The following is a 22,280-nucleotide window of genomic DNA, read 5'->3' as shown; positions in this document are numbered from 1 at the left end:
ATATCGTCGCAGTATAACGGATAAAAAGCATGTTACAGGTATACCTTGTTCGTCACGGTGAAACGCAGTGGAATGCAGAGCGTCGCATTCAGGGCCAGTCTGACAGCAAACTCACCGAGAAAGGTGAGCGCCAGGCTTTTCAGGTGGGGGAGCGCGTCAAAACGCTGGGCATTACCCACGTGATTGCCAGCGATCTGGGGCGGACGCGCCGCACGGCGGAAATTATCGCCGATGCCTGCGGCTGCGAAGTGACTTACGATCCGCGTCTGCGCGAGCTGGATATGGGCGTACTGGAACAGCGCCATATTGATGCGTTAACCGAAGAGGAAGAAGGCTGGCGTCGTCAGCTGGTTAACGGCACTGCCGATGGCCGTATTCCTGATGGCGAATCGATGCTTGAACTCAGCGAGCGGATGCATGCCGCGCTGAATGCGTGCCTGTCACTGCCGAAAGGTAGCCGTCCGCTGTTGGTCAGCCACGGGATGGCGCTGGGTTGCCTGGTGAGTACCATTCTTGGCCTGCCGGCCTGGGCGGAGCGCCGCTTGCGGTTGCGTAACTGCTCGATTTCACGCGTGGATTACCAGGAAAGCGCCTGGCTGGCGTCGGGATGGGTAGTGGAAACAGCGGGCGACGTCTCGCATCTGGACGCTCCCGCGATGGATGAGTTACAGCGCTAAGCGCGGCGGACCGGGATCAGATAGTCGCAACGCAACTGGATTGGGCGCTCGCCACGTTTGGCATCTTCAGCGGGGAAGTAGCGCTCAATATCTACGCCGCGACGGCGCGTAAGGCCCAGCTTCGGCATCACGGTGCCATACAGGAAAAAGATATATTCCTGCAAGCCGGTTCCCAGCCCTTCATAGGTAAACTGCACATAATCGCCGCCTTCTACCGTCACCGGATGGCAATCCTGAATATGGCCGTTGATCAGATCGGGCGACAGGGCGGTGGTGTAAAGCACTTCCTGATCGTCGTCTCTTTCCAGGCTTGGGCGGGATTCATTCAGTCCATACAGCACGGGCGGAATATCCGGTGAATTCCCCAGAAACGCTTCCCAGAACTGAACGCGCATTTCGTGGCGTAATTCAGCCATCTCCTCCAGAGAGCAGACGTAGCTTTGGGTTAGCCCTGTCAGGTGCAATACGGGAAGCGTGACGAATTCATGGACAGGAAGCGGTGAATTATCCAGGCTGAGCGGCGAACGCATACCCTGCGCATTCCAGTCAGGTGAGCGGCGGTAAAGCGCTGGCGTCACTGAGAACTGTTTTTTAAAGGCCCGGGTAAAGGTTTGTTGCGAATCAAAGCGGTATTGTAACGCGATATCCAGAATAGGCCGCGAGGTCAAACGCAGGGCGACAGCAGATTTAGACAGGCGGCGCGCCCGAATATAAGCGCCGATAGCATGGCCCGTCACTTCTTTGAACATTCTTTGCAGATGCCACTTGGAATAACCGGCTTTCGTTGCCACATTATCGAGAGACAGGGGTTGATCAAGATGGCCTTCCAGCCAACTTAGCAAATCGCGAATAATCCCGGCCTGATCCATACATTTTCCTCATCCATAATACACCTGGGTGTTTTCGGTAGCGGATAGTAGCATTGTTTAGTCTTTTAGCGATGGGTGTTTTTTTTAACAAAATGTGCCAGATTTGGCCTTAATATATTCTCAAATTAATAATAACGTGAAATTTAAAGATATTTATATCATCAACATTCTCAATTGGTAACAATATGAAATATAAAGCATTAACCCTGGCAGCATTCTGCTTGGGCCTGAGCGCGAGTGTGAACGCGGAAGAAATTGGCTCGGTGGATACCGTATTCAAGTGGTTAGGCCCGGACCATAAAATCGTGGTTGAAGCCTTTGACGATCCCGATGTGCAAAACGTGACCTGTTATATTAGCCGTGCCAAAACCGGTGGTATTAAAGGCGGGCTGGGGCTGGCAGAAGACACGTCCGATGCAGCCATTTCCTGTCAGCAGGTGGGGCCGATTACGCTTTCGGAAAAAATCAAAAGCGGCAAAGCGCAGGGTGAAGTGGTGTTCCGAAAACGCACTTCGCTGGTATTCAAGAAACTTCAGGTGGTGCGTTTTTATGATATGAAACGTAACGCCCTCATTTATCTCACTTACTCCGATAAAGTGGTGGACGGTTCGCCGAAAAACGCGCTCAGCGCCGTGCCAATCATGCCGTGGAATAGCCCGCAACAACCATAAAGGAATATCCGGATGACCCCTTCCCTGATCTGGCTGGTGGAAGACGAAATCAGCATCAGCGAAACGCTGGGTTATGTGTTGCAGCAGGAAGGGTTCCGCGTGCGGACTTTCGAGCGCGCCCTGCCAGCGCTGGCCGTGTTTCATGCCGAACCGCCGGATTTGGCCATTCTGGATGTCGGGTTACCGGATATCAGCGGATTTGAACTGTGCCGCCAGCTACTCGCGAAAAACCCGGCGTTACCCGTACTATTTTTAACGGCCCGCAGCGATGAAGTCGATAAACTGCTGGGGCTGGAAATGGGCGCAGACGACTATGTGGCGAAGCCTTTCTCGCCGCGCGAAGTTTGCGCGCGCGTACGCACTATTTTGCGCCGCGTGAACCGCGTAAAAGAACCTGAAAGCGTACTGAGAATCGGTTCTTTTGAGCTGAATACCCTTGCGGCATCCGTTGTCTGGTGCGGCGTACCGTTGAAACTCACCCGCTACGAATACCTGCTGATGAAAATGCTGCTGGAGGCACCGGGACGCGTGTTCTCGCGCCAGCAGCTGATGGATCACGTCTGGCAGGATGCCCAGGAAAGCTTCGATCGCACCGTTGATACGCATATCAAAACCCTGCGGGCCAAATTACGCGAGATCAATCCGGCGTTATCGCCCATTAACACCCATCGGGGTTTAGGCTACAGCCTGGTGGTGTGTTAATGCGCCTCGGAATGCGCTTGCTGCTGGGCTATTTTTTGATTGTCGCCGTGGCGGCGTGGTTTGTGATTTCTATCTTTGGTGAAGAGATCAAACCCGGTGTGCGCCGCGCCACCGAAGGCATGCTCAACGACTCCGCCACGCTGTTAGCCGAAATCGCCCGTGATGATCTGCTCTCCGGCCAGCCTGAGCAGGGGGAACTGGCGCGCGCATTCGCCCGGCTGAATCGCCATCCGGTCAGGGCGAACATCTCCGGCATCATTAAAGACAAAAATGAGTACCGCGTTTATCTCACGGACGCCACAGGAAAGGTGGTTTATGACTCATCGGGCCAGGCGCTGGGGCAGGATTATTCACGCTGGAACGATGTCTGGCTGACGCTGCGCGGGAAGTATGGCGCGCGCAGTTCTCCACGCGATCCCAACGATCCAGAAAGTTCGGTGATGTATGTGGCGGCACCCGTCAGAAATAATGACAAGATTATCGGCGTTCTGTCGGTAGGGAAACCGAACAGCGCTCTGGAGCCGGTGATCCGCCGCAGTCAACGGCGGATCCTGATTGCCGGCGCGGCATTGTTGGGGATCGCATTATTAATCGGCCTGGGCGTGGCGCTGTGGATCAATCGTTCTATCAGTAAACTGGTGCGCTACGCCGACGCCGTCACCCAGGATCGGCCTGTGCCGTTGCCCAATCCCGGCAGCAGCGAATTGCGCAAGCTGGCCCACGCGCTGGAAAATATGCGCGTTCGCCTGGAAGGTAAAAATTATATTGAGCAGTACGTTCACGCGTTAACCCATGAGCTGAAAAGCCCGCTTGCCGCCATTCGCGGCGCGGCGGAGATCCTGCGTGAAGCGCCGCCGCCGGATGTCATCACCCGGTTTAGCGACAATATCCTTCAGCAAAATCTTCGGATGCAGCAACTGATAGAAAAGCTGCTCCAACAGGCCAAACTGGAAAATAAGCTGGAAATCCATCGTACGCCGATTGAAGTCGCCTCGCTGTTTGAGATGCTGATGGAAAACCATGCCCCGCAGGCGGCCACACGCGGCATCAGATTGCTGGTAGGCGATGGCAGCGCGACGGGCATTGTGGTTGCGGGTGACAGGGAACTGCTTGCGCAGGCGTTAAGCAGCCTGATTGATAACGCGATAGATTTTACCCCGCCAGGCGGTACGGTGGAGGTGCGGGCAGCCCAACAGAATGAGGAATGCCTGGTGACCGTCACGGATACCGGCAGCGGTATTCCTGATTTTGCCCTGGAGCGAGTATTCGAACGTTTTTATTCTTTGCCGCGTAGCCACGGCATGAAAAGCAGTGGCCTGGGGCTGGCGTTTGTCCAGGAGGTGACCCGGCTTCATTTGGGTAACGTTACGCTTCGCAACAGGCCAGAAGGTGGTGTGGAAGCCTGCATTCATTTGCCGGTGGCCTGACTTCACCTGAACTTCACATAACTTCATTTAGCCCCCATTTTCACTGCGTACAGTGCCCTCAATTCACAGGAGGGCTTATGCTGAAATCACCGTTATTAATCAAAATTGGGGTTCTGATCGGCAGCGTTATTTTATTGCTGCTGCCGCTATCGATGCTGAAAGGCTTAATTAACGAACGTTCGCAATATCGCGACGATGTCAAAAATTCTCTCGAGCAAAGCACCAGTGGCCCGCAAAAACTGCTGGGTCCGCTCATTGCGCTACCCATTACGGAAATGATCTCGGTGCAGGAAGGAGGCAAAGAGGTCACGAAGCCGTCGAGTTTTATTCATTATTATTTGCCCGATGATCTGGTGATTGATGGAAATCAGCAAATCGAGACGCGCCATATCGGCATTTATGATGGACAAGTTTGGTCTACGGCCATGAAAGTCCGTGCCGTTTTTAATACCGGAAAATTTAATGAATGGCGCAAGCCCGGTTTTGAAATCGGTAAGCCATTTATTGTGCTTGCCGTTGGTGATTCACGCGGTATCGGGAAAGTCGGAAAGGTGACCATTAACGATAACGCGCTCCCCGAGATTGAACCGGGTACAGGGCTGGCTTCCCTGAAGCAGGGGGTACACGTAAATATTCCCGATAGCCTTTATCAGGATGACCAACTCAATCTGGCATTTTCCATGGAATTAACCGGGACAGGTTCTTTTTCCGTCGTGCCGCTGGGCCGAATGAGCCAGTTATCGCTCACCAGTGACTGGCCGCACCCAGGATTCCTTGGCGACTTCCTGCCGCGGGAACGTGAAGTCAGCGCCAGTGGTTTTAAAGCGTTATGGAGGAGCACCTGGTTTGCTAACAACATCAACACCACGTTTGAAGAGGGTGGGGATTTATACCGTGAAATTAATGGATTGCCCGCCTTTAGCGTGACGCTGGAAACCCCAGCCGATCAGTATCAGCTTATCGACCGGGCGGTAAAATATGCGGTGCTGCTGATTGCCATGACATTTATGGCGTTCTTTATCTTTGAAACCTTAACGGCAACCATGATGCACCCGATGCAGTATCTGTTGGTTGGGATGTCACTGGTGATGTTCTATCTGGTGTTGCTGGCGCTGTCTGAACACATTGGATTTAATCTGGCGTGGCTAAGCGCCAGTCTCGTTTGTGCTCTGATAAACGGTTTTTATCTACAGGCCGTCATGAAAGGGTGGAAGCGAAGCCTGGCCTTCAGCGCAGGGCTGTTAACACTGGATGCGGTGTTGTGGCAATTGCTACGTTCGCAGGAAAGCGCCCTGCTGTTGGGGGCGGCGGTATTGCTGGTAGTCCTGACAACAGTGATGTTCCTGACGCGTCATATCGACTGGTACGCGTTATCAAAGCGCACGCCGCGATTAAAACCGCAGGTAGCAGAAGGGGACGAGCGGGAAAGATTGTGGAAGTAAAGTAAAGCAAAAAGGGCGGAATTTCCGCCCTTTTTATCTGTCGCTGCTGGCCGGGTTATTCCTGCAGATCGCCGCAGAAACGGTAACCTTCGCCGTGGATGGTGGCGATGATTTCCGGGGTATCCGGGGTTGATTCGAAATGCTTACGAATGCGGCGGATAGTGACGTCGACAGTACGATCGTGCGGTTTAAGCTCACGACCCGTCATTTTCTTCAGCAGTTCTGCGCGGGACTGAATCTTGCCCGGATTTTCACAGAAGTGCAGCATGGCGCGGAATTCGCTACGCGGCAGCTTATACTGTTCACCGTTAGGGCTCACCAGCGAACGGCTGTTGATGTCCAGCTCCCAACCGTTGAACTTATAGCTTTCAACATTGCGACGCTCTTCGCTGATGGTGCCAAGATTCATGGTACGCGACAGCAGATTACGTGCGCGAATGGTGAGTTCACGCGGGTTGAATGGCTTAGTGATATAGTCGTCCGCGCCGATTTCGAGGCCGAGAATTTTATCGACTTCATTATCGCGGCCGGTCAGGAACATCAGCGCCACGTTGGCTTGCTCACGCAGTTCGCGCGCCAGCAACAGGCCGTTTTTGCCCGGCAGGTTGATGTCCATGATCACCAGGTTGATGTCATTGTCAGAGAGGATCTGATGCATCTCAGCGCCATCGGTGGCTTCAGACACATCGTAGCCTTCTGCTTCGAAAATGCTTTTTAACGTGTTGCGTGTTACCAACTCGTCTTCAACAATAAGAATGTGCGGGGTCTGCATGTTTGCTACCTAAAATTGCCAACTAAATCGAAACAGGAAGTACAAAAGTCCCTGACCTGCCTGGTACATACTGAAAATTAACATGCCCGGCGTAACATGACTAAAGTACGTAATTGCGTTCTTGATGCACTTTCCATCAACGTCAACAACATCATTAGCTTGGTCGTGGGTACTTTCCCTCTGGACCCGACGGTGTCAAAAACGGCTGCCATCCTAACCATTTTAACAGCAACATAACAGGCTAAGAGAACGGCGACACCTAATAAAACTACGCTTCGTTGACATATATCAAATTCAATTGTAGCACGATAACAATTTCTTGAAATCATCGTCGCTGAATACTCGGGATAATCACAATTTTGCAAACTATCCGATAGTTTCATGCGTTAACTAATTAATAGACTGAATCCAATTTTAAGGCAATATCTTAATAAAATTTATTCATGCTAAACAGAATGATATCATACTTTTATTAACATATTGCTTGAAGCTTTTATAGAAGAAAACTTAAATAATCCTGATAAAACACCTTGTTCAAATACTGCGCTTTTTGTTATCGCAATGTAAATTCTCGCCGCGTAATATGTTGAGCTCTATCACGTTTTTTTGTCATTTATTGGCATGAGAGAACTGAATGCTATTTCCAATAATTCTGGTATCACCCGCCAGACCAGAAAATGTCGGTGCCGCTGCGCGGGCAATGAAAACGATGGGTTTTAGTGAGTTGCGCATTGTTGCCAGCGACGCCCACTTACAACCTGCTGCACGGTGGGTCGCCCATGGTGCGGGCGATATTATTGATAATGTTAAAATTTACCCGACACTTGCCGATGCGGTTGCCGACGTTGACTTTGTCGTTGCGACCACCGCACGAAGCCGGGCGAAGTTTCATTATTACGCCACGCCGGAGCAACTGGTGCCGTTATTGCAAGAAAAGCAACAATGGATGAGCCGAATTGCGCTGGTATTTGGCCGGGAAGATTCCGGTCTGACGAATGATGAATTATCACTGGCAGATATTTTAACGGGCGTGCCTATGGTTGCGGATTACCCTTCACTAAACCTGGGGCAGGCAGTCATGGTGTATTGCTATCAATTAGCATCATTAATGCAAACGACGCGGGAAGAGAGCGAACCGGTGCCGGGACAGCAACTTGACGCGTTGCGCCGTCGCGTTAGCGTATTGCTTGAAAAACTCGACGTTCAGGATGACAACAAAATGTCTGACTGGCTGACTCAGCGTTTAGGGCTTCTTGAACAGCGCGATACCGCCATGTTGCACCGTTTACTGCACGATATCGAAAAAAAACTCACAGAGTAAAACTCTGCCTTTTAAGCAATCCATGGTGATAAGGTTGGGGTTATTCGCCGTTCACTCGTCGTATCCGATATTTTATGACCCGGCGGCAGAATGGTGAGTGATGGTTGCGAAAAGTGACTAAATGAGAAATTCATTGACTTGGCGCAACAGATACTTTAACCAATAGGGTACAGCAACAGAAATTAGATACAGAGCACACAACATCCATGACTCGCATCAGCCTGAACACCATTATTACAACCACCACCATTACCACAGGTAACGGGGCGGGCTGACGCGTACAGGAAAAACTGAAAAAAGCCCGCACCTGAACAGTGCGGGCTTTTTTTTCGACTAGAAATCAAGGGGTAATACCATGCGAGTGTTGAAATTTGGCGGTACATCAGTGGCGAATGCGCAACGTTTTCTGCGCGTAGCCGACATTCTGGAAAGTAATGCCAGACAGGGGCAGGTGGCGACGGTTCTCTCTGCCCCGGCGAAAATTACTAACCATCTGGTGGCAATGATTGAAAAAACCATTGGGGGTCAGGATGCGCTGCCGAATATCAGCGATGCCGAAAAAATCTTTGCCGATCTGCTTAACGGCCTGGCCGCTGAGCAACCCGGTTTCCCTCTGGCGCAACTCAAGGCTCTGGTCGACCACGAATTTGCCCAGATTAACCATATCCTGCACGGCATCAGCCTTCTTGGGCAGTGCCCGAACAGCATCAATGCGGCGCTGATTTGCCGTGGTGAAAAATTGTCGATTGCCATTATGGCGGGCCTGCTTGAGGCGCGCGGCCATAAGGTCAGCGTTATCGACCCGGTTGAAAAACTGCTGGCGGTGGGCCATTACCTCGAATCGACAGTGGATATCGCTGAATCCACCCGTCGTATCGCCGCCAGCCGTATTCCCGCCGATCATATGATCCTGATGGCCGGTTTTACTGCCGGGAATGAGAAGGGCGAGCTGGTGGTGCTGGGCCGTAACGGTTCTGACTATTCCGCCGCCGTGCTGGCCGCCTGTTTGCGCGCCGACTGTTGTGAGATCTGGACTGACGTCGACGGCGTATATACCTGCGACCCGCGCCAGGTGCCGGACGCCAGGCTACTGAAATCGATGTCGTATCAGGAAGCCATGGAGCTTTCCTATTTCGGCGCAAAAGTTCTCCACCCCCGCACTATCGCCCCTATCGCCCAGTTCCAAATCCCCTGTCTGATTAAAAATACCGGCAACCCGCAAGCGCCAGGCACTCTGATTGGCGCCAGCAGCGATGAAGACGGCCTGCCGGTGAAGGGCATCAGTAACCTGAATAATATGGCGATGTTCAGCGTCTCCGGTCCGGGGATGAAAGGCATGATCGGCATGGCGGCGCGTGTGTTTGCGGCGATGTCCCGCGCAGGTATTTCAGTGGTGCTGATCACCCAGTCTTCGTCTGAATACAGCATCAGCTTCTGCGTGCCGCAGGCCGACAGCGTGCGGGCGCAGCGGGCGATGCAGGATGAGTTTTATCTGGAGCTGAAAGAAGGATTGCTGGAGCCGCTGGCGGTAATGGAGCGTCTGGCGATTATCTCCGTCGTCGGCGACGGTATGCGCACCCTGCGCGGCATCTCCGCCAAGTTCTTCGCGGCGCTGGCACGCGCCAATATCAACATCGTGGCGATTGCCCAGGGCTCGTCTGAACGCTCCATTTCGGTGGTAGTCAGCAATGATGATGTCACCACCGGCGTGCGCGTCACTCATCAGATGCTGTTCAACACCGATCAGGTGATTGAAGTGTTTGTGATTGGCGTCGGCGGGGTCGGCGGGGCGCTGCTGGAGCAGCTTAAGCGCCAGCAGGCGTGGCTGAAGCAGAAGCATATCGATTTACGGGTGTGCGGCGTTGCCAACTCAAAAGCGCTGTTGACTAACGTTCATGGTCTGGATCTGGAAAACTGGCGCGATGCGCTGGGCCAGGCATCGGAGCCGTTCAATCTTGGCCGCCTGATCCGCCTGGTGAAAGAGTATCACCTGCTCAACCCGGTGATCGTTGACTGTACCTCTAACCAGGCGGTGGCCGATCAGTACGCGGATTTCCTGAGCGAAGGTTTCCACGTGGTCACCCCGAATAAGAAAGCCAATACCTCCTCGATGGATTACTACCATCAGTTGCGTCAGGCGGCGGCGAAATCACGCCGTAAATTCCTCTACGACACCAACGTCGGCGCGGGCCTACCGGTTATCGAAAACCTCCAGAACCTGCTGAACGCCGGTGACGAGCTGCAACGCTTCTCCGGCATTTTATCCGGCTCGCTGTCGTTTATTTTCGGCAAGCTGGACGAGGGGATGAAACTCTCCGAAGCCACCGCCACAGCGCGTGAAATGGGCTATACCGAGCCGGATCCGCGCGACGATCTCAGCGGCATGGACGTGGCGCGTAAATTGTTGATTCTGGCACGTGAGACCGGGCGCAGCCTGGAACTTTCAGATATTGTCGTTGAACCGGTGCTCCCGGCGAGTTTTGACGCGGAAGGCGACGTCGCCAGCTTTATGGCTCGCCTGAACCAACTGGATGATGACTTTTCTTCCCGGGTGGCGCAGGCGCGTGATGAAGGCAAAGTTCTGCGCTATGTTGGCCTTATCGAAGAAGATGGCACCTGCCGTGTGAAAATTGCTGCCGTAGATGGCAACGATCCGCTGTATAAAGTTAAAAACGGCGAAAACGCCCTGGCGTTCTATAGCCACTATTATCAGCCGCTGCCGCTGGTACTTCGGGGTTACGGCGCGGGTAACGATGTGACTGCCGCAGGCGTGTTTGCCGATTTGCTGCGTACCCTGTCATGGAAGTTAGGAGTTTAAAATGGTCAAAGTATATGCCCCAGCCTCCATTGGGAATGTCAGCGTGGGGTTTGATGTATTAGGCGCGGCGGTGACGCCCGCCAGCGGCGAGCTGTTGGGCGATTGCGTCACGGTTGAGGCGGCGGAGCAGTTTTCGCTGACCAATCGCGGGCAATTCGTCAGCAAATTGCCCAGCGAGCCGCGTGAAAACATCGTCTATCAGTGCTGGGAGCGTTTTTGCCAGGAGATCGGCAAAACCGTGCCGGTGGCGATGACCCTGGAAAAGAATATGCCGATCGGCTCCGGTCTGGGCTCCAGCGCCTGTTCCGTGGTGGCGGGCCTGATGGCGATGAATGAATTTTGCGGCAAGCCGCTTAACGATACGCGCTTGCTGGCGCTGATGGGCGAACTGGAAGGGCGCATCTCCGGCAGCATTCATTACGACAACGTCGCGCCCTGCTTTTTAGGCGGGTTGCAGTTGATGCTGGAAGAGAACGGCATTATCAGCCAGCAGGTGCCAGGCTTTGATGAGTGGCTGTGGGTCATGGCCTATCCGGGTATTAAGGTTTCCACCGCCGAAGCGCGGGCGATTTTACCGGCGCAGTATCGCCGCCAGGATTGCATCGCTCACGGGCGTTACCTGGCGGGCTTTATTCACGCCTGCCACACCCGCCAGCCGCTGCTGGCGGCGAAGCTGATGCGCGATGTGATTGCCGAACCGTATCGCACCAAACTGCTGCCGGGCTTTAGCCAGGCGCGTCAGGCCGCTGCCGATATCGGGGCGCTGGCCTGCGGGATTTCCGGCTCCGGTCCGACCCTGTTTGCGGTGTGCGATAACCCGGAAACGGCGCAGCGCATGGCGGACTGGCTGCAACAACACTACCTGCAAAATCAGGAAGGCTTTGTACATATTTGCCGTCTGGACACGGCTGGCGCACGAGTACTGGGATAACGCATGAAACTTTATAATCTGAAAGATCACAACGAACAGGTCAGTTTTGCGCAGGCCGTTACGCAAGGACTTGGCAAAAACCAGGGGCTGTTTTTCCCGCACGATTTACCGGAATTCAGCCTCACTGAAATCGACGAGATGCTGAAGCTGGATTTCGTCTCGCGCAGCGCAAAAATCCTCGCGGCGTTTATTGGCGATGAAATCCCGCAACAGATCCTGGAAAACCGCGTGCGCGAAGCGTTTGCCTTCCCGGCACCGGTGAAAAGCGTGGAGCCGGATATCGGTTGCCTGGAGTTGTTCCACGGCCCGACGCTGGCATTTAAAGATTTCGGCGGCCGTTTTATGGCCCAGATGCTGACCCACATCAGCGGTGACAAGCCGGTGACTATTTTAACCGCCACCTCAGGCGACACCGGCGCAGCGGTAGCCCACGCGTTTTACGGCCTCAAAAATGTGCGCGTGGTGATCCTCTATCCGCAGGGCAAGATTTCCCCGCTACAGGAAAAACTGTTCTGCACCCTGGGCGGCAACATTGAAACCGTGGCGATCGATGGCGACTTTGACGCCTGCCAGGCGCTGGTGAAACAGGCGTTCGACGATGAAGAACTGAAAGTGGCGCTGGGCCTGAATTCGGCGAACTCTATCAACATCAGCCGCCTGCTGGCGCAGATTTGCTATTACTTCGAAGCCGTGGCGCAACTGCCGCAGGAAGCGCGTAACCAACTGGTGGTTTCCGTGCCCAGCGGCAACTTCGGCGATCTCACCGCCGGGCTGCTGGCAAAGTCCCTCGGTCTGCCGGTGAAGCGCTTTATCGCTGCCACTAACGCCAACGACACGGTGCCGCGTTTCTTACAAAACGGCGAATGGCAACCGAAGGCCACCGTGGCGACGCTGTCTAACGCAATGGACGTTTCCCAGCCGAACAACTGGCCGCGCGTGGAAGAGCTGTTCCGTCGTAAAGTGTGGCGTCTGAATGAACTCGGCCATGCGGCGGTGGACGATAACGTGACTCAGGAAACGATGCGTGAGCTGAAAGCGGGCGGCTATGTGTCTGAACCGCATGCGGCGATTGCTTATCGCGCGTTACGCGATCAACTGCGTCCGGGGGAATACGGGTTATTCCTCGGTACGGCGCATCCGGCTAAATTTAAAGAGAGCGTAGAATCGATTCTGGGTGAGACGCTGGATCTGCCGACAGAGCTGGCTGAGCGCGCTGACCTGCCGCTGTTGTCGCACTCGCTGCCGGCAGATTTCGCGGCGTTACGTCAGTTGATGATGACCAAAGCCTGATAAGCCTTAAACCCAATGGCCCGGTCTGCGAAAGCGCCGGGCCTTTTTATTGCTTAGCGTTCAGGACGCTTAAATACCAGCTCGGTTTCACTCGACATCGCCCGGTCCCAGGCGTAGCCGTCAATATCAAACTGGGTGAGCTGTTCCGGCAGAGTCAGGCGGTTTTCAATCACGTAGCGGCTCATCAATCCGCGCGCTTTTTTAGCGTAGAAACTGATGACTTTAAATTTGCCATTTTTCTCGTCGAGGAATACCGGCTTAACAATCTTCGCGTTCAGCTTCGCCGGGCGCACCGCTTTGAAATATTCATCAGACGCCAGGTTAACCAGGACATTATCGCCCTGCGCCGCCAGCGCGTCGTTCAGGGTATGGGTAATGATGTCGCCCCAGAAAGTGTAAAGATCGCTGCCTTTGGCATTCTCCAGCTTAATACCCATTTCCAGCCGGTAAGGTTGCATCAGATCCAGCGGACGCAACACGCCATACAAGCCCGATAACATCCGCAAATGACGCTGGGCAAAATCGAAATCCGCCTCGCTGAAAGTGTCGGCCTGAAGCCCGGTATAGACATCCCCTTTAAACGCCAGGATCGCCTGGCGCGCATTATCGGGAGTAAAGTCAGGATGCCAGTCATGGAAGCGGGTCGCGTTCAGGGAGGCGATTTTATCGCTCACGCCCATCAGCGCTTTGATCTGCGCTTCAGATAAATTGCGCGCTCCGCCAATCAACTGCTGGGAGTATTCCAGCAGCTCGGGCTGGGTATAGCGTTTCGTCGCCAGCGGGCTTTGATAGTCCAGAGTTTTAGCAGGTGAAATCAGTAACAGCATTGCTTTTCCTTACAGGCTTTTTGGTGACTGTAACAAATTTTGATGCAAAGGTGACCAATGGATGCAATCAGTTTGCGCTCACTCTCGCGGGATATTTTCCCAGACATCCGGCGCAAGCTGGTGTTGGATATCAGGAAAGCGTGCCGGATCGAAATGCGGTTTCACCCCCAGCTTTCGCTGGCGTAGATAGTCCGCAGCGAGGGTTTTCACAACGGGCGACAGCAACAGAATGGCCGTCAGGTTGGTGATTGCCATCAGGGCCATAGAGATATCGGCCAGATGCCATACCAGCGTCAGGTTGACGACTGCGCCCAGCATCACCATCACCATTACGCTTATTCTCAGCAGCCAGATATTGCGCCGGGTATCGATACGCAAAAACACCAGATTATTTTCCGCATAGGCGTAGTTGGCGACAATAGCGGTAAACGCGAACAGCAACACGATAAGGCCCAGATAGCCGCTGGCCCAGTGCCCGGACAGGCTCACCAGTGCATGTTGGGTGAGCAAAATCCCCTCATCCGGCGTCAGGGGTTTTTCCGGTAGCCCGGCGATCAGGATAATCACCGCCGTGGCGCTGCAAATAATCACCGTATCGACAAACACGCCGATCATCTGCACGATGCCCTGCGCGGCAGGGTGGGGCGGCCATGACGAGGCCGCTGCCGCCGCGTTAGGCGTCGAACCCATGCCCGCTTCGTTAGAAAACATGCCGCGCTGAAAACCGCTGGTCAGCGCCTGGCTGAAGGTATAGCCCATGACGCCGGACGCCGCTTCCTGCCAGCCAAATGCGCCAGTAAAGATCGCGTCGATCACGCCCGGCATTTTGTCGAGATGCAGAGCGATAACCACCAGCCCCGTCAGTACCCATAGAATTGCCATCACGGGCACCAGCCATTGCGCCAGCCGGGCGATCCCGCGCATGCCCCGGACGCAGACCAGCAGGGTTAGCGCCGCCAGCACGCTGACCGTCAGCCATTTGGGAATTTGCCAGGCATGATCCAACGCAAAGGCCACAGAACTGGCCTGGACGGCATTAAACACCAGGCCAAACGACAGCAGCAGGAACAGAGAAAACAGCACGCCCATCCAGCGCATACCGAGCCCGCGCTCCATATACCAGGCCGGGCCGCCGCGAAACTGCCCGTTGCGGTCGCGGCCTTTATACAGTTGCGCAAGCGAGCATTCGGCAAACGAGGTCGCCATGCCGATCAGCGCCGTTACCCACATCCAGAACACCGCGCCGGGGCCGCCCATTGAGATCGCCAGCGCTACGCCCGCGATATTGCCGCTGCCGACGCGCGCCGCCAGGCTGGTGCACAGCGCCTGGAATGCCGTTAAGCCGTCGGGTTGCGGGGTAAAACTCTTTCTTAATGCCCGGAGGAAAAAGCGGATATAGCGGAACTGCACACATCCGCTGCGCAACGTGAACCATATCCCTGCGCACAGCAGCAGATAGATGAGGATAGAGCCCCAAAGTATTTCGTTGATAAACGTCAGAAAATCCGGCATTCACGTCCCTCTTGATCAACTCACCCGGTTTGCGCAACAGCACTGACCGCTATCCTTTGTGATACTTTGCAGGCTATCGAATACCGTAGTTTATCACACTGTGCCTGCCTGAATTGCTGCGGTTGCGCTGTTCGGGCGTCGTGTTATCATCACCGCAGACCGATTACATCTCCCTAACACGCAGTTTTGAAGAGACCTCTATTATGACGGACAAATTGACCTCCCTTCGTCAGTTCACAACCGTAGTGGCTGATACCGGAGACATCGCGGCAATGAAGCTGTACCAGCCGCAGGATGCAACCACCAACCCTTCTTTAATTCTGAACGCCGCGCAAATTCCTGAATACCGTAAACTGATTGACGATGCGGTGACCTGGGCGCGTGCGCAAAGCGATTCCCGCGAGCAGCAGATTGTGGATGCGTCGGATAAGCTGGCCGTGAATATCGGCCTGGAAATCCTGAAGCTGATCCCGGGCCGCATCTCTACGGAAGTGGATGCGCGTCTTTCTTACGATACCGAAGCGAGCATCGTAAAAGCCAAGCGTCTGATCAAGCTGTATAACGATGCCGGCATCAGCAACGATCGCATTCTGATCAAACTGGCTTCTACCTGGCAGGGTATCCGCGCCGCAGAGCAGTTGGAAAAAGAAGGCATCAACTGTAACCTGACGCTGCTGTTCTCCTTCGCCCAGGCGCGCGCCTGTGCTGAAGCGGGCGTGTTTCTGATCTCTCCGTTCGTGGGCCGTATCCTCGACTGGTACAAATCTAACACCGATAAGAAAGAATACGCTGCTTCTGAAGATCCGGGCGTGGTGTCAGTCACTGAAATTTACGAGTACTACAAACAGCACGGTTACGAAACCGTGGTGATGGGCGCAAGCTTCCGTAACGTGGGCGAAATCCTGGAACTGGCGGGCTGCGACCGTCTGACCATAGCGCCGGCACTGCTGAAAGAACTGGCGGAAAGCGAAGGCGCGGTTGAACGTAAACTGGCCTTCAGCGGCGAAGTGAAAGCGCGTCCTGAGCGTATCACCGAGTCTGAGTTCCTGTGGCAGCACAACCAGGATCCGATGGCGGTTGATAAACTGGCTGACGGCATCCGTAAGTTTGCGGTTGACCAGGAAAAGCTGGAAAAAATGATCGGCGATCTGCTGTAATTTTTCCCGTGGCCGGGTTCGCCCGGCCACACGCTCTGCGTCACGTAATCCCCGCTTCCCCTGTCTGCATTTCCCCGCTCGGTGTATCATTCCGTCACTTTTGAATCATTATCGGAATGGATATGGACACATTACGTATTGGCCTGGTTTCTGTTTCTGATCGCGCGTCCACCGGCGTTTATCAGGACAAAGGCATCCCCGCGCTTGAAGCATGGCTCGCGTCGGCACTCACTACCCCGTTCACCGTTGAAACGCGCCTCATCCCGGACGAACAGCCGGTTATCGAACAAACGCTCTGCGAGCTGGTGGATGAGATGGGCTGCCATTTAGTCCTGACCACTGGGGGCACCGGCCCCGCTCGCCGCGATGTGACCCCTGACGCGACGCTGGCCGTCGCCGACCGTGAAATGCCCGGCTTTGGCGAGCAAATGCGCCAGATTAGCCTTAACTTTGTGCCGACGGCGATTTTGTCGCGCCAGGTTGGGGTGATCCGTAAACAGGCGCTGATTCTTAATCTTCCTGGCCAGCCAAAATCGATTAAAGAAACGCTGGAAGGGCTGCGTGACGCGAGCGGTAAGGTCGCCGTCGCGGGTATTTTTGCCAGCGTTCCCTACTGCATCCAACTGCTTGATGGACCCTATGTAGAGACATGTGCTGATGTGGTAGCTGCATTTCGTCCCAAGAGTGCGATTCGCGAGATAAAACCCTAAAATCTCCCGTGGTGTGACATAACAGCGAAAGCAACTGGTGTAATGCAATTGATACGGTATAGTAATTGTTACTTTACAGTTATCGTATAACGTTATTAAACCACCTCTGTTTACACACGGTCTCTTATGTCACAACACAATCGTCCTCTGAATCGTCAGGATTATAAAACGCTGACTCTCGCCGCCCTCGGCGGCGCGCTGGAGTTTTACGACTTCATTATCTTCGTTTTCTTTGCGGCCGTGGTCGGCGAGCTGTTTTTTCCCACTGATATCCCCGAATGGCTGCGCCAGGTGCAAACCTTTGGCATCTTTGCGGCGGGCTATCTGGCACGCCCGCTAGGTGGCATCATCATGGCGCATTTTGGCGATCTGGTTGGCCGTAAGAAAATGTTTACGCTGAGTATCCTGCTGATGGCGGTGCCGACCCTGGCGATGGGCTTATTGCCGACTTATGCCACCGCAGGCATTGCCGCGCCGCTATTGCTGTTGCTGATGCGTCTGTTACAGGGCGCGGCAATTGGCGGCGAAGTGCCCGGCGCATGGGTATTTGTGGCTGAACACGTCCCGGCGCGGCGTATCGGTATTGCTTGCGGAACGCTGACCGCGGGCCTGACGGTGGGGATCCTGCTTGGCTCGGTCGTCGCCACGTTGGTCAACACCAGTATGACCCCGCAAGCGGTACATGACTGGGGCTGGCGCGTACCGTTCCTGCTTGGCGGTGCGTTTGGCCTGGTCGCGATGTATTTACGCCGCTGGTTGCAAGAGACGCCGATTTTCCTCGAAATGCAGCAGCGCAAAGCGCTGGCGCAAGAGCTACCGGTTAAGGCCGTAGTGGTACGGCATAAAAAAGCGGTGGTGGTCTCAATGCTGCTGACCTGGCTGCTGTCTGCGGGCATCGTGGTGGTGATTTTGATGTCGCCGGTCTGGCTGCAAAAACAGTATGGCTTTGCGCCTGCGTTGACGCTTCAGGCGAACAGTATCGCCACCATCATGCTGTGCTTTGGTTGCCTGATCGCCGGGCTGGCGGTAGACCGTTTCGGGGCCAGCAAAACCTTTATCATCGGCAGCCTGCTGCTGGCATGTTCCAGCTGGTTTTTCTACCACCTGTCCGGTGCGCACCCTGAGCAACTGTTCTTACTGTATGGCACGGTAGGGTTGTGCGTTGGCGTGGTGGGCGCGGTGCCATACGTCATGGTGCGCTCCTTCCCGGCCGAAGTGCGCTTCACCGGGATCTCGTTCTCTTATAACGTGTCATATGCCATCTTCGGCGGCTTAACCCCTATCGCAGTGACGATGTTAATGGGTATTTCACCGATGGCGCCTGCCTGGTACGTTTTAGCGCTATCGCTGATGGGGCTTGGCCTGGGCATCTGGCTGCGGCAGGATATTTATCAGGCAGATGTTACATCTGAACGCATGGCCCTCCATTAATTGTTGTGAACCCGCTAACCTGACGCCGTCCGCTTACCGCTGACGGCGTTTTTTTTGGGATGTCCTGTTTGCCAAATCAAGACGTTAACCGGCGCTTATCCCCAAATTTTGTCACCCCGCCCGAGTGTGATAATTTTCACAAATAATGTGTGAAAATTATCACGAATCTTTTAGTACGCTCTCCTTACCATGCTCTCCGATGAATAAACGGTTTTTTGGAAAATACCATCAGGGAGTTACAACGATGAATATAAATGACCTCAGGGGTACGCTGCTCGCGCTGGCTGTTTTATTTGTTGGGCAAGGACAGGCGTTGGAATTAAAAACGTCTTACGGCTCAGTTAATGCCGGGTACGCCAACTGGAATGACGGCTTTGTCAATACCCACCGTGGAGAAGTCTGGAAAGCGACAGCAGATTTCGGCGCTGTCTTCGATAAAGCAGAGTTTTATTCTTTCTTTGAAAGCAACGTATTAAATCACCCGGTTGAAGGGCGCAACCACGTGCTTTCCGCGCAAACTCATGTCCGCTTACTGGATTCTGACTTTAGTTTTATGGGCAAACTTTATGGTCAGTTTGAAAATAAATGGGGTGACGAGCTGAATATGATGTACGGCTTCGGCTATTTAGGCTGGGCTGGCCCGCAGGGATTTATTAAACCTTACGTCGCGCTGCATAACCTCTCATCTGATTACACCTCAAAAGAGTATGGCCAGGCGAATGGCCTGAATGGCTATATCGTGGGCTGGACGGCCGCCTGGTTTTTCGACCTGTGGGGCGAAAAGATGGTGCTCGCTAACTGGAACGAATTTGAACTGGACCGTAACGATGCTTATGCAGAACAACAGCACAGCAAAAACGGTATTAACGGCGGATTAACGCTTACCTGGAAATTCTATCCGCATTTAAAAGCCAGCATGACCTACCGTTATTTCGATAACAAACTCGGCTATGAAGATTACGGCGATCAATTGATTTATATGCTCGGCTACGAATTCTAATTAATAAGGAACAGGCGATGAAAAAACATATTTTGGCCATACTGGTCAGCGCCGTATTTTGCGCGCCGGTGGCAATGCATTCTGCCATGGCGGCCACGCCGTCATTAGAAAATACGCCGCAAAAACCCAACGTAGTGATTATTCTGGCGGATGATTTAGGCTATGGCGATTTGGGCGTTTATGGTCATCCGATTGTCAAAACCCCAAATATCGACCAACTGGCGCAGGAAGGCGTGCGTTTTACTCAATATTATGCCCCTGCGCCGCTTTGCTCGCCGTCCCGAGCCGGGTTATTAACTGGACGGACGCCATTCCGTACCGGCATTCGCTCATGGATACCGACAACAAAAAACGTGGCGCTGGGGCGTAATGAAAAAACCATCGCCAATTACCTCAAAGACCAGGGCTATGACACCGCCATTATGGGCAAATGGCACCTCAACGCCGGTGCGGACCGCCATGACCAACCGCAGGCAGAAGATGCTGGCTTCCAGTACACCCTGGTGAATGCCGCCGGATTCGTTACCAGCGATCTGGATAAGGTTAAAGATCGCCCGCGTAACGGCGTGGTCTACCCCAACGGTTTTTATCGTAACGGGAAAGCGCTGGGCACGGTCAATCAAATTAGCGGCGAGTTTGTCAGCCAGGAAGCGGTTAACTGGTTAGATAATAAAAAGGACTCCAACCCGTTCTTTATGTATGTGGCGTTTACCGAAGTTCACAGCCCGCTGGCATCGCCGAAAAAATATCTCGATATGTATAACGCGTACATGAGCGCGTACCAGAAACAGCACCCGGACCTGTTCTACGCCGACTGGGCAGATAAACCGTATCGTGGGCCGGGCGAGTATTACGCCAATATCAGCTACATGGATGCGCAGGTCGGTAAGCTGCTGGCGAAAATTAAAGCCATGGGCCTGGAAGACAACACCGTCGTGATCTTCACCAGCGATAACGGCCCGGTAACGCGCGAAGCCCGCAAGTGGTATGAGCTTAACCTGGCGGGTGAGACCGATGGGCTGCGCGGTCGTAAAGATAATCTGTGGGAGGGCGGTACGCGTGTTCCTGCCATCGTGAAATACGGTAAACATTTGCAGGCGGACACGGTATCTGAGGTCCCGGTGAGCGGTCTCGATGTCCTGCCGACCATTGCAGAATTAACCCGCTTCGATTTGCCGAAAGACCGTGTTATTGATGGGGAGTCCATCGTGCCGGTGCTGGAAGGGAAAGCTTTCACCCGCCATAAACCGATCCTGACCACCATTGATATGCCATTCCAGGACGATCCGACCGATATGTGGGCGCTGCGCGACGGCGACTGGAAGATGATTTTCGACCGCGACAGCAAACCTAAATACCTCTACAACCTGAAACAGGATCGCGGCGAAACCATGAACCAGCTCGGTAAGCAGCCAGAGGTAGAAAAACAGCTGTTGGCGGCGTTTGAGGATTACAAAACCAGTATTGAGCATGACGCGTTAATGGACGCGCGGGGCGAGAAACCGACCCCGGTTGACTGGAACTAGCAGCAACAGCGGCCCTGCGTCAGTCGTGGGGCCGCTAATCAAAGGAAATGAATCATGAAAAGCTGCCATCTGATGGTCAAACCCACCGGCGCGTTATGCAATCTCGGCTGCGATTACTGTTTTTATCTGGATAAAGCACGCCTCTACCCGCAACGCCATTCGCGTTGTATGGATGACGAGACGCTCAGTCGGCTTGTCCAGCAACAGATTGCCGCCCAGGATACCGATGAGGTGATTTTCGCCTGGCAGGGCGGGGAGCCAACGCTTGCAGGGCTGGCGTTTTTTCAACGCGCAGTGGCGCTGCAACAGCAGTTCGCCCAGGGTAAAACCATCATCAACACCTTCCAGACTAACGGCATTCTGCTTGACGATGCCTGGTGCCGGTTTTTCAGGCAACATCAATTTTTGATTGGTATTTCGCTGGATGGCGATGCGGCGTTGCACGACGCTTACCGCAAAACCAATGCCGGTAAACCCACGCATCATAAAGTGGAAACCGCAGTGAAATTGCTGCAAAAACACGGGGTGGCGTTTAACACCTTAACGGTGGTCAATGCGCTTAACAGCCAGCATCCGCAACGGGTATATGACTATTTAAAAAAACTCGGCAGCCGCCATATGCAATTTATTCCGCTGCTGGAAACCACAGAAGAGGGTGTGAGCGAGCGCAGCCTTAAACCCGCTGACTTTGGTATATTCCTGAAAACGATTTTTTATCAGTGGGTGCGGCACGATATTGGCCTGATTGAAGTGCCGGTTTTTGAACATGCCTTTGCCGTTTGCTGCGGTCTCCCGGCATTAAGTTGCGTATTCGCACCCACATGCGGTAGCGCGTTCGCGCTGGAGTTGAATGGGGACTTGTATCAGTGCGATCACTTCGTCAGCCCGCAATTTCTGCTCGGCAACCTGCACCAGAATACCCTGCGCGAGATGCTGGACAGCGATGCGAACCGAATGTTTGGTCACAACAAATCACCTCTGGCGTCAGAGTGCGCTGCCTGCAAGGTAAGATCCGCCTGCCATGGCGGCTGCCCGAAAGATCGCATAGCGCTCTCTTCGGATAGCCCTGAAAAGCTGAATTATTTTTGCCCGAGCTACCAGGCGTTTTTCCGGTTCGTTCAACCTTACATGCTGATGATGAAATCGCTGATTGAGCAGGGTTACTCGCCTTCTGATATTCGTCATTATGTGACGTAA

At 53.9% G+C, this 22,280-nt stretch carries 21 protein-coding genes and 1 other annotated feature; of the genes, 17 read left to right on the top strand and 4 right to left on the bottom strand.

All coding sequences use genetic code 11. From position 1 onward, the window contains the following. Positions 1 to 29 precede the first annotated feature (29 nt). The gene (gene gpmB, locus RT120_RS11910) at positions 30 to 677 is read left to right on the top strand and encodes a 2,3-diphosphoglycerate-dependent phosphoglycerate mutase GpmB (protein ID WP_312982836.1); all 648 of its coding nucleotides are present in this window, start codon (positions 30 to 32) and stop codon (positions 675 to 677) included. Here the strand turns inward: gpmB and robA are convergent. After that, positions 674 to 1,546: an MDR efflux pump AcrAB transcriptional activator RobA gene (gene robA, locus RT120_RS11905; RefSeq protein WP_312982835.1), complete on the bottom strand. Its 873-nt coding sequence runs from the start codon at positions 1,544 to 1,546 to the stop codon at positions 674 to 676. The two genes, gpmB and robA, sit on opposite strands and share 4 nt — an antisense overlap. Before the next feature lie 185 nt (positions 1,547 to 1,731). On the opposite strand from robA, the gene creA reads away from it, so the two are divergent. The 4 genes from creA (at position 1,732) to creD (ending at position 5,788) form a co-directional block, all read left to right on the top strand. Further along, complete coding sequence (gene creA / locus RT120_RS11900) at positions 1,732 to 2,217, top strand: protein CreA (protein WP_312982834.1); 486 nt, start codon at positions 1,732 to 1,734, stop codon at positions 2,215 to 2,217. 12 nt (positions 2,218 to 2,229) lie between these two features. After that, positions 2,230 to 2,919, top strand: coding sequence for a two-component system response regulator CreB (gene creB, locus RT120_RS11895; RefSeq protein ID WP_312982833.1), 690 nt, complete (start codon positions 2,230 to 2,232; stop codon positions 2,917 to 2,919). Continuing rightward, on the top strand, positions 2,919 to 4,346 hold the full coding sequence (gene creC, locus RT120_RS11890) for a two-component system sensor histidine kinase CreC (protein ID WP_312982832.1): 1,428 nt from the start codon (positions 2,919 to 2,921) through the stop codon (positions 4,344 to 4,346). Before creB ends, creC begins: the two co-directional genes overlap by 1 nt. A gap of 77 nt (positions 4,347 to 4,423) precedes the next feature. After that, positions 4,424 to 5,788 carry a cell envelope integrity protein CreD gene (creD, locus tag RT120_RS11885; protein ID WP_312982831.1) on the top strand — a complete coding sequence of 455 codons (1,365 nt, stop codon included), beginning with the start codon at positions 4,424 to 4,426 and terminating at the stop codon, positions 5,786 to 5,788. Between the two features lie 55 nt (positions 5,789 to 5,843). Here creD and arcA read toward each other — a convergent pair whose 3' ends face one another. Continuing rightward, entirely contained in the window at positions 5,844 to 6,560 is a 717-nt protein-coding gene (gene arcA, locus RT120_RS11880) for a two-component system response regulator ArcA (protein ID WP_002434287.1), read from the bottom strand. Between the two features lie 96 nt (positions 6,561 to 6,656). Here arcA and yjjY point away from each other — a divergent pair, with 96 nt between their 5' ends. The 6 genes from yjjY (at position 6,657) to thrC (ending at position 12,920) form a co-directional block, all read left to right on the top strand. Beyond that, positions 6,657 to 6,797, top strand: coding sequence for a protein YjjY (gene yjjY / locus RT120_RS11875; protein ID WP_085949465.1), 141 nt, complete (start codon positions 6,657 to 6,659; stop codon positions 6,795 to 6,797). A gap of 397 nt (positions 6,798 to 7,194) precedes the next feature. Next, on the top strand, positions 7,195 to 7,881 hold the full coding sequence (locus tag RT120_RS11870) for a tRNA/rRNA methyltransferase (protein ID WP_312982830.1): 687 nt from the start codon (positions 7,195 to 7,197) through the stop codon (positions 7,879 to 7,881). Positions 7,882 to 8,087: 206 nt separating this feature from the next. Further along, entirely contained in the window at positions 8,088 to 8,156 is a 69-nt protein-coding gene (gene thrL, locus RT120_RS11865; RefSeq protein ID WP_125293266.1) for a thr operon leader peptide, read from the top strand. Continuing rightward, positions 8,095 to 8,212: a sequence feature (Thr leader region), on the top strand. Its footprint overlaps the gene before it by 62 nt. Before the next feature lie 24 nt (positions 8,213 to 8,236). Continuing rightward, on the top strand, positions 8,237 to 10,699 hold the full coding sequence (gene thrA / locus RT120_RS11860) for a bifunctional aspartate kinase/homoserine dehydrogenase I (RefSeq protein ID WP_312982829.1): 2,463 nt from the start codon (positions 8,237 to 8,239) through the stop codon (positions 10,697 to 10,699). A 1-nt stretch (position 10,700) separates the two neighbouring features. Then, the gene (gene thrB, locus RT120_RS11855) at positions 10,701 to 11,630 is read left to right on the top strand and encodes a homoserine kinase (protein WP_312982828.1); all 930 of its coding nucleotides are present in this window, start codon (positions 10,701 to 10,703) and stop codon (positions 11,628 to 11,630) included. Between the two features lie 3 nt (positions 11,631 to 11,633). Next, on the top strand, positions 11,634 to 12,920 hold the full coding sequence (gene thrC / locus RT120_RS11850; protein ID WP_312982827.1) for a threonine synthase: 1,287 nt from the start codon (positions 11,634 to 11,636) through the stop codon (positions 12,918 to 12,920). A gap of 53 nt (positions 12,921 to 12,973) precedes the next feature. Here the strand turns inward: thrC and yaaA are convergent, their stop codons facing one another. Together yaaA and RT120_RS11840 are read right to left on the bottom strand one after the other, a co-directional pair. Continuing rightward, on the bottom strand, positions 12,974 to 13,747 hold the full coding sequence (gene yaaA / locus RT120_RS11845) for a peroxide stress protein YaaA (protein ID WP_312982826.1): 774 nt from the start codon (positions 13,745 to 13,747) through the stop codon (positions 12,974 to 12,976). Positions 13,748 to 13,825: 78 nt separating this feature from the next. Then, positions 13,826 to 15,259, bottom strand: a complete 1,434-nt coding sequence (locus RT120_RS11840; protein WP_312982825.1) for a sodium:alanine symporter family protein — start codon at positions 15,257 to 15,259, stop codon at positions 13,826 to 13,828. 203 nt (positions 15,260 to 15,462) lie between these two features. On the opposite strand from RT120_RS11840, the gene tal reads away from it, so the two are divergent. The 6 genes from tal (at position 15,463) to RT120_RS11810 (ending at position 22,280) form a co-directional block, all read left to right on the top strand. After that, positions 15,463 to 16,416, top strand: coding sequence for a transaldolase (gene tal / locus RT120_RS11835; RefSeq protein WP_312982824.1), 954 nt, complete (start codon positions 15,463 to 15,465; stop codon positions 16,414 to 16,416). Positions 16,417 to 16,538: 122 nt separating this feature from the next. Continuing rightward, positions 16,539 to 17,126, top strand: coding sequence for a molybdopterin adenylyltransferase (mog, locus tag RT120_RS11830; protein ID WP_312982823.1), 588 nt, complete (start codon positions 16,539 to 16,541; stop codon positions 17,124 to 17,126). Positions 17,127 to 17,252: 126 nt separating this feature from the next. Further along, entirely contained in the window at positions 17,253 to 18,557 is a 1,305-nt protein-coding gene (locus RT120_RS11825; protein ID WP_312982822.1) for an MFS transporter, read from the top strand. 244 nt (positions 18,558 to 18,801) lie between these two features. Further along, complete coding sequence (locus RT120_RS11820) at positions 18,802 to 19,557, top strand: outer membrane protein OmpK (protein WP_312982821.1); 756 nt, start codon at positions 18,802 to 18,804, stop codon at positions 19,555 to 19,557. Between the two features lie 74 nt (positions 19,558 to 19,631). Beyond that, complete coding sequence (locus RT120_RS11815) at positions 19,632 to 21,083, top strand: sulfatase-like hydrolase/transferase (protein WP_312982904.1); 1,452 nt, start codon at positions 19,632 to 19,634, stop codon at positions 21,081 to 21,083. Between the two features lie 54 nt (positions 21,084 to 21,137). Beyond that, positions 21,138 to 22,280 (top strand): anaerobic sulfatase maturase, encoded by a 1,143-nt coding sequence (locus RT120_RS11810; protein ID WP_312982820.1) that lies wholly within the window; start codon positions 21,138 to 21,140, stop codon positions 22,278 to 22,280.

The sequence above is a fragment of the Atlantibacter sp. genome (assembly GCF_032062175.1).
GTDB lineage: Bacteria > Pseudomonadota > Gammaproteobacteria > Enterobacterales > Enterobacteriaceae > Atlantibacter.
The sequence above is the reverse complement of the archived record's forward strand: the minus strand, read 5'-3'. Positions and strand labels throughout refer to the sequence as shown.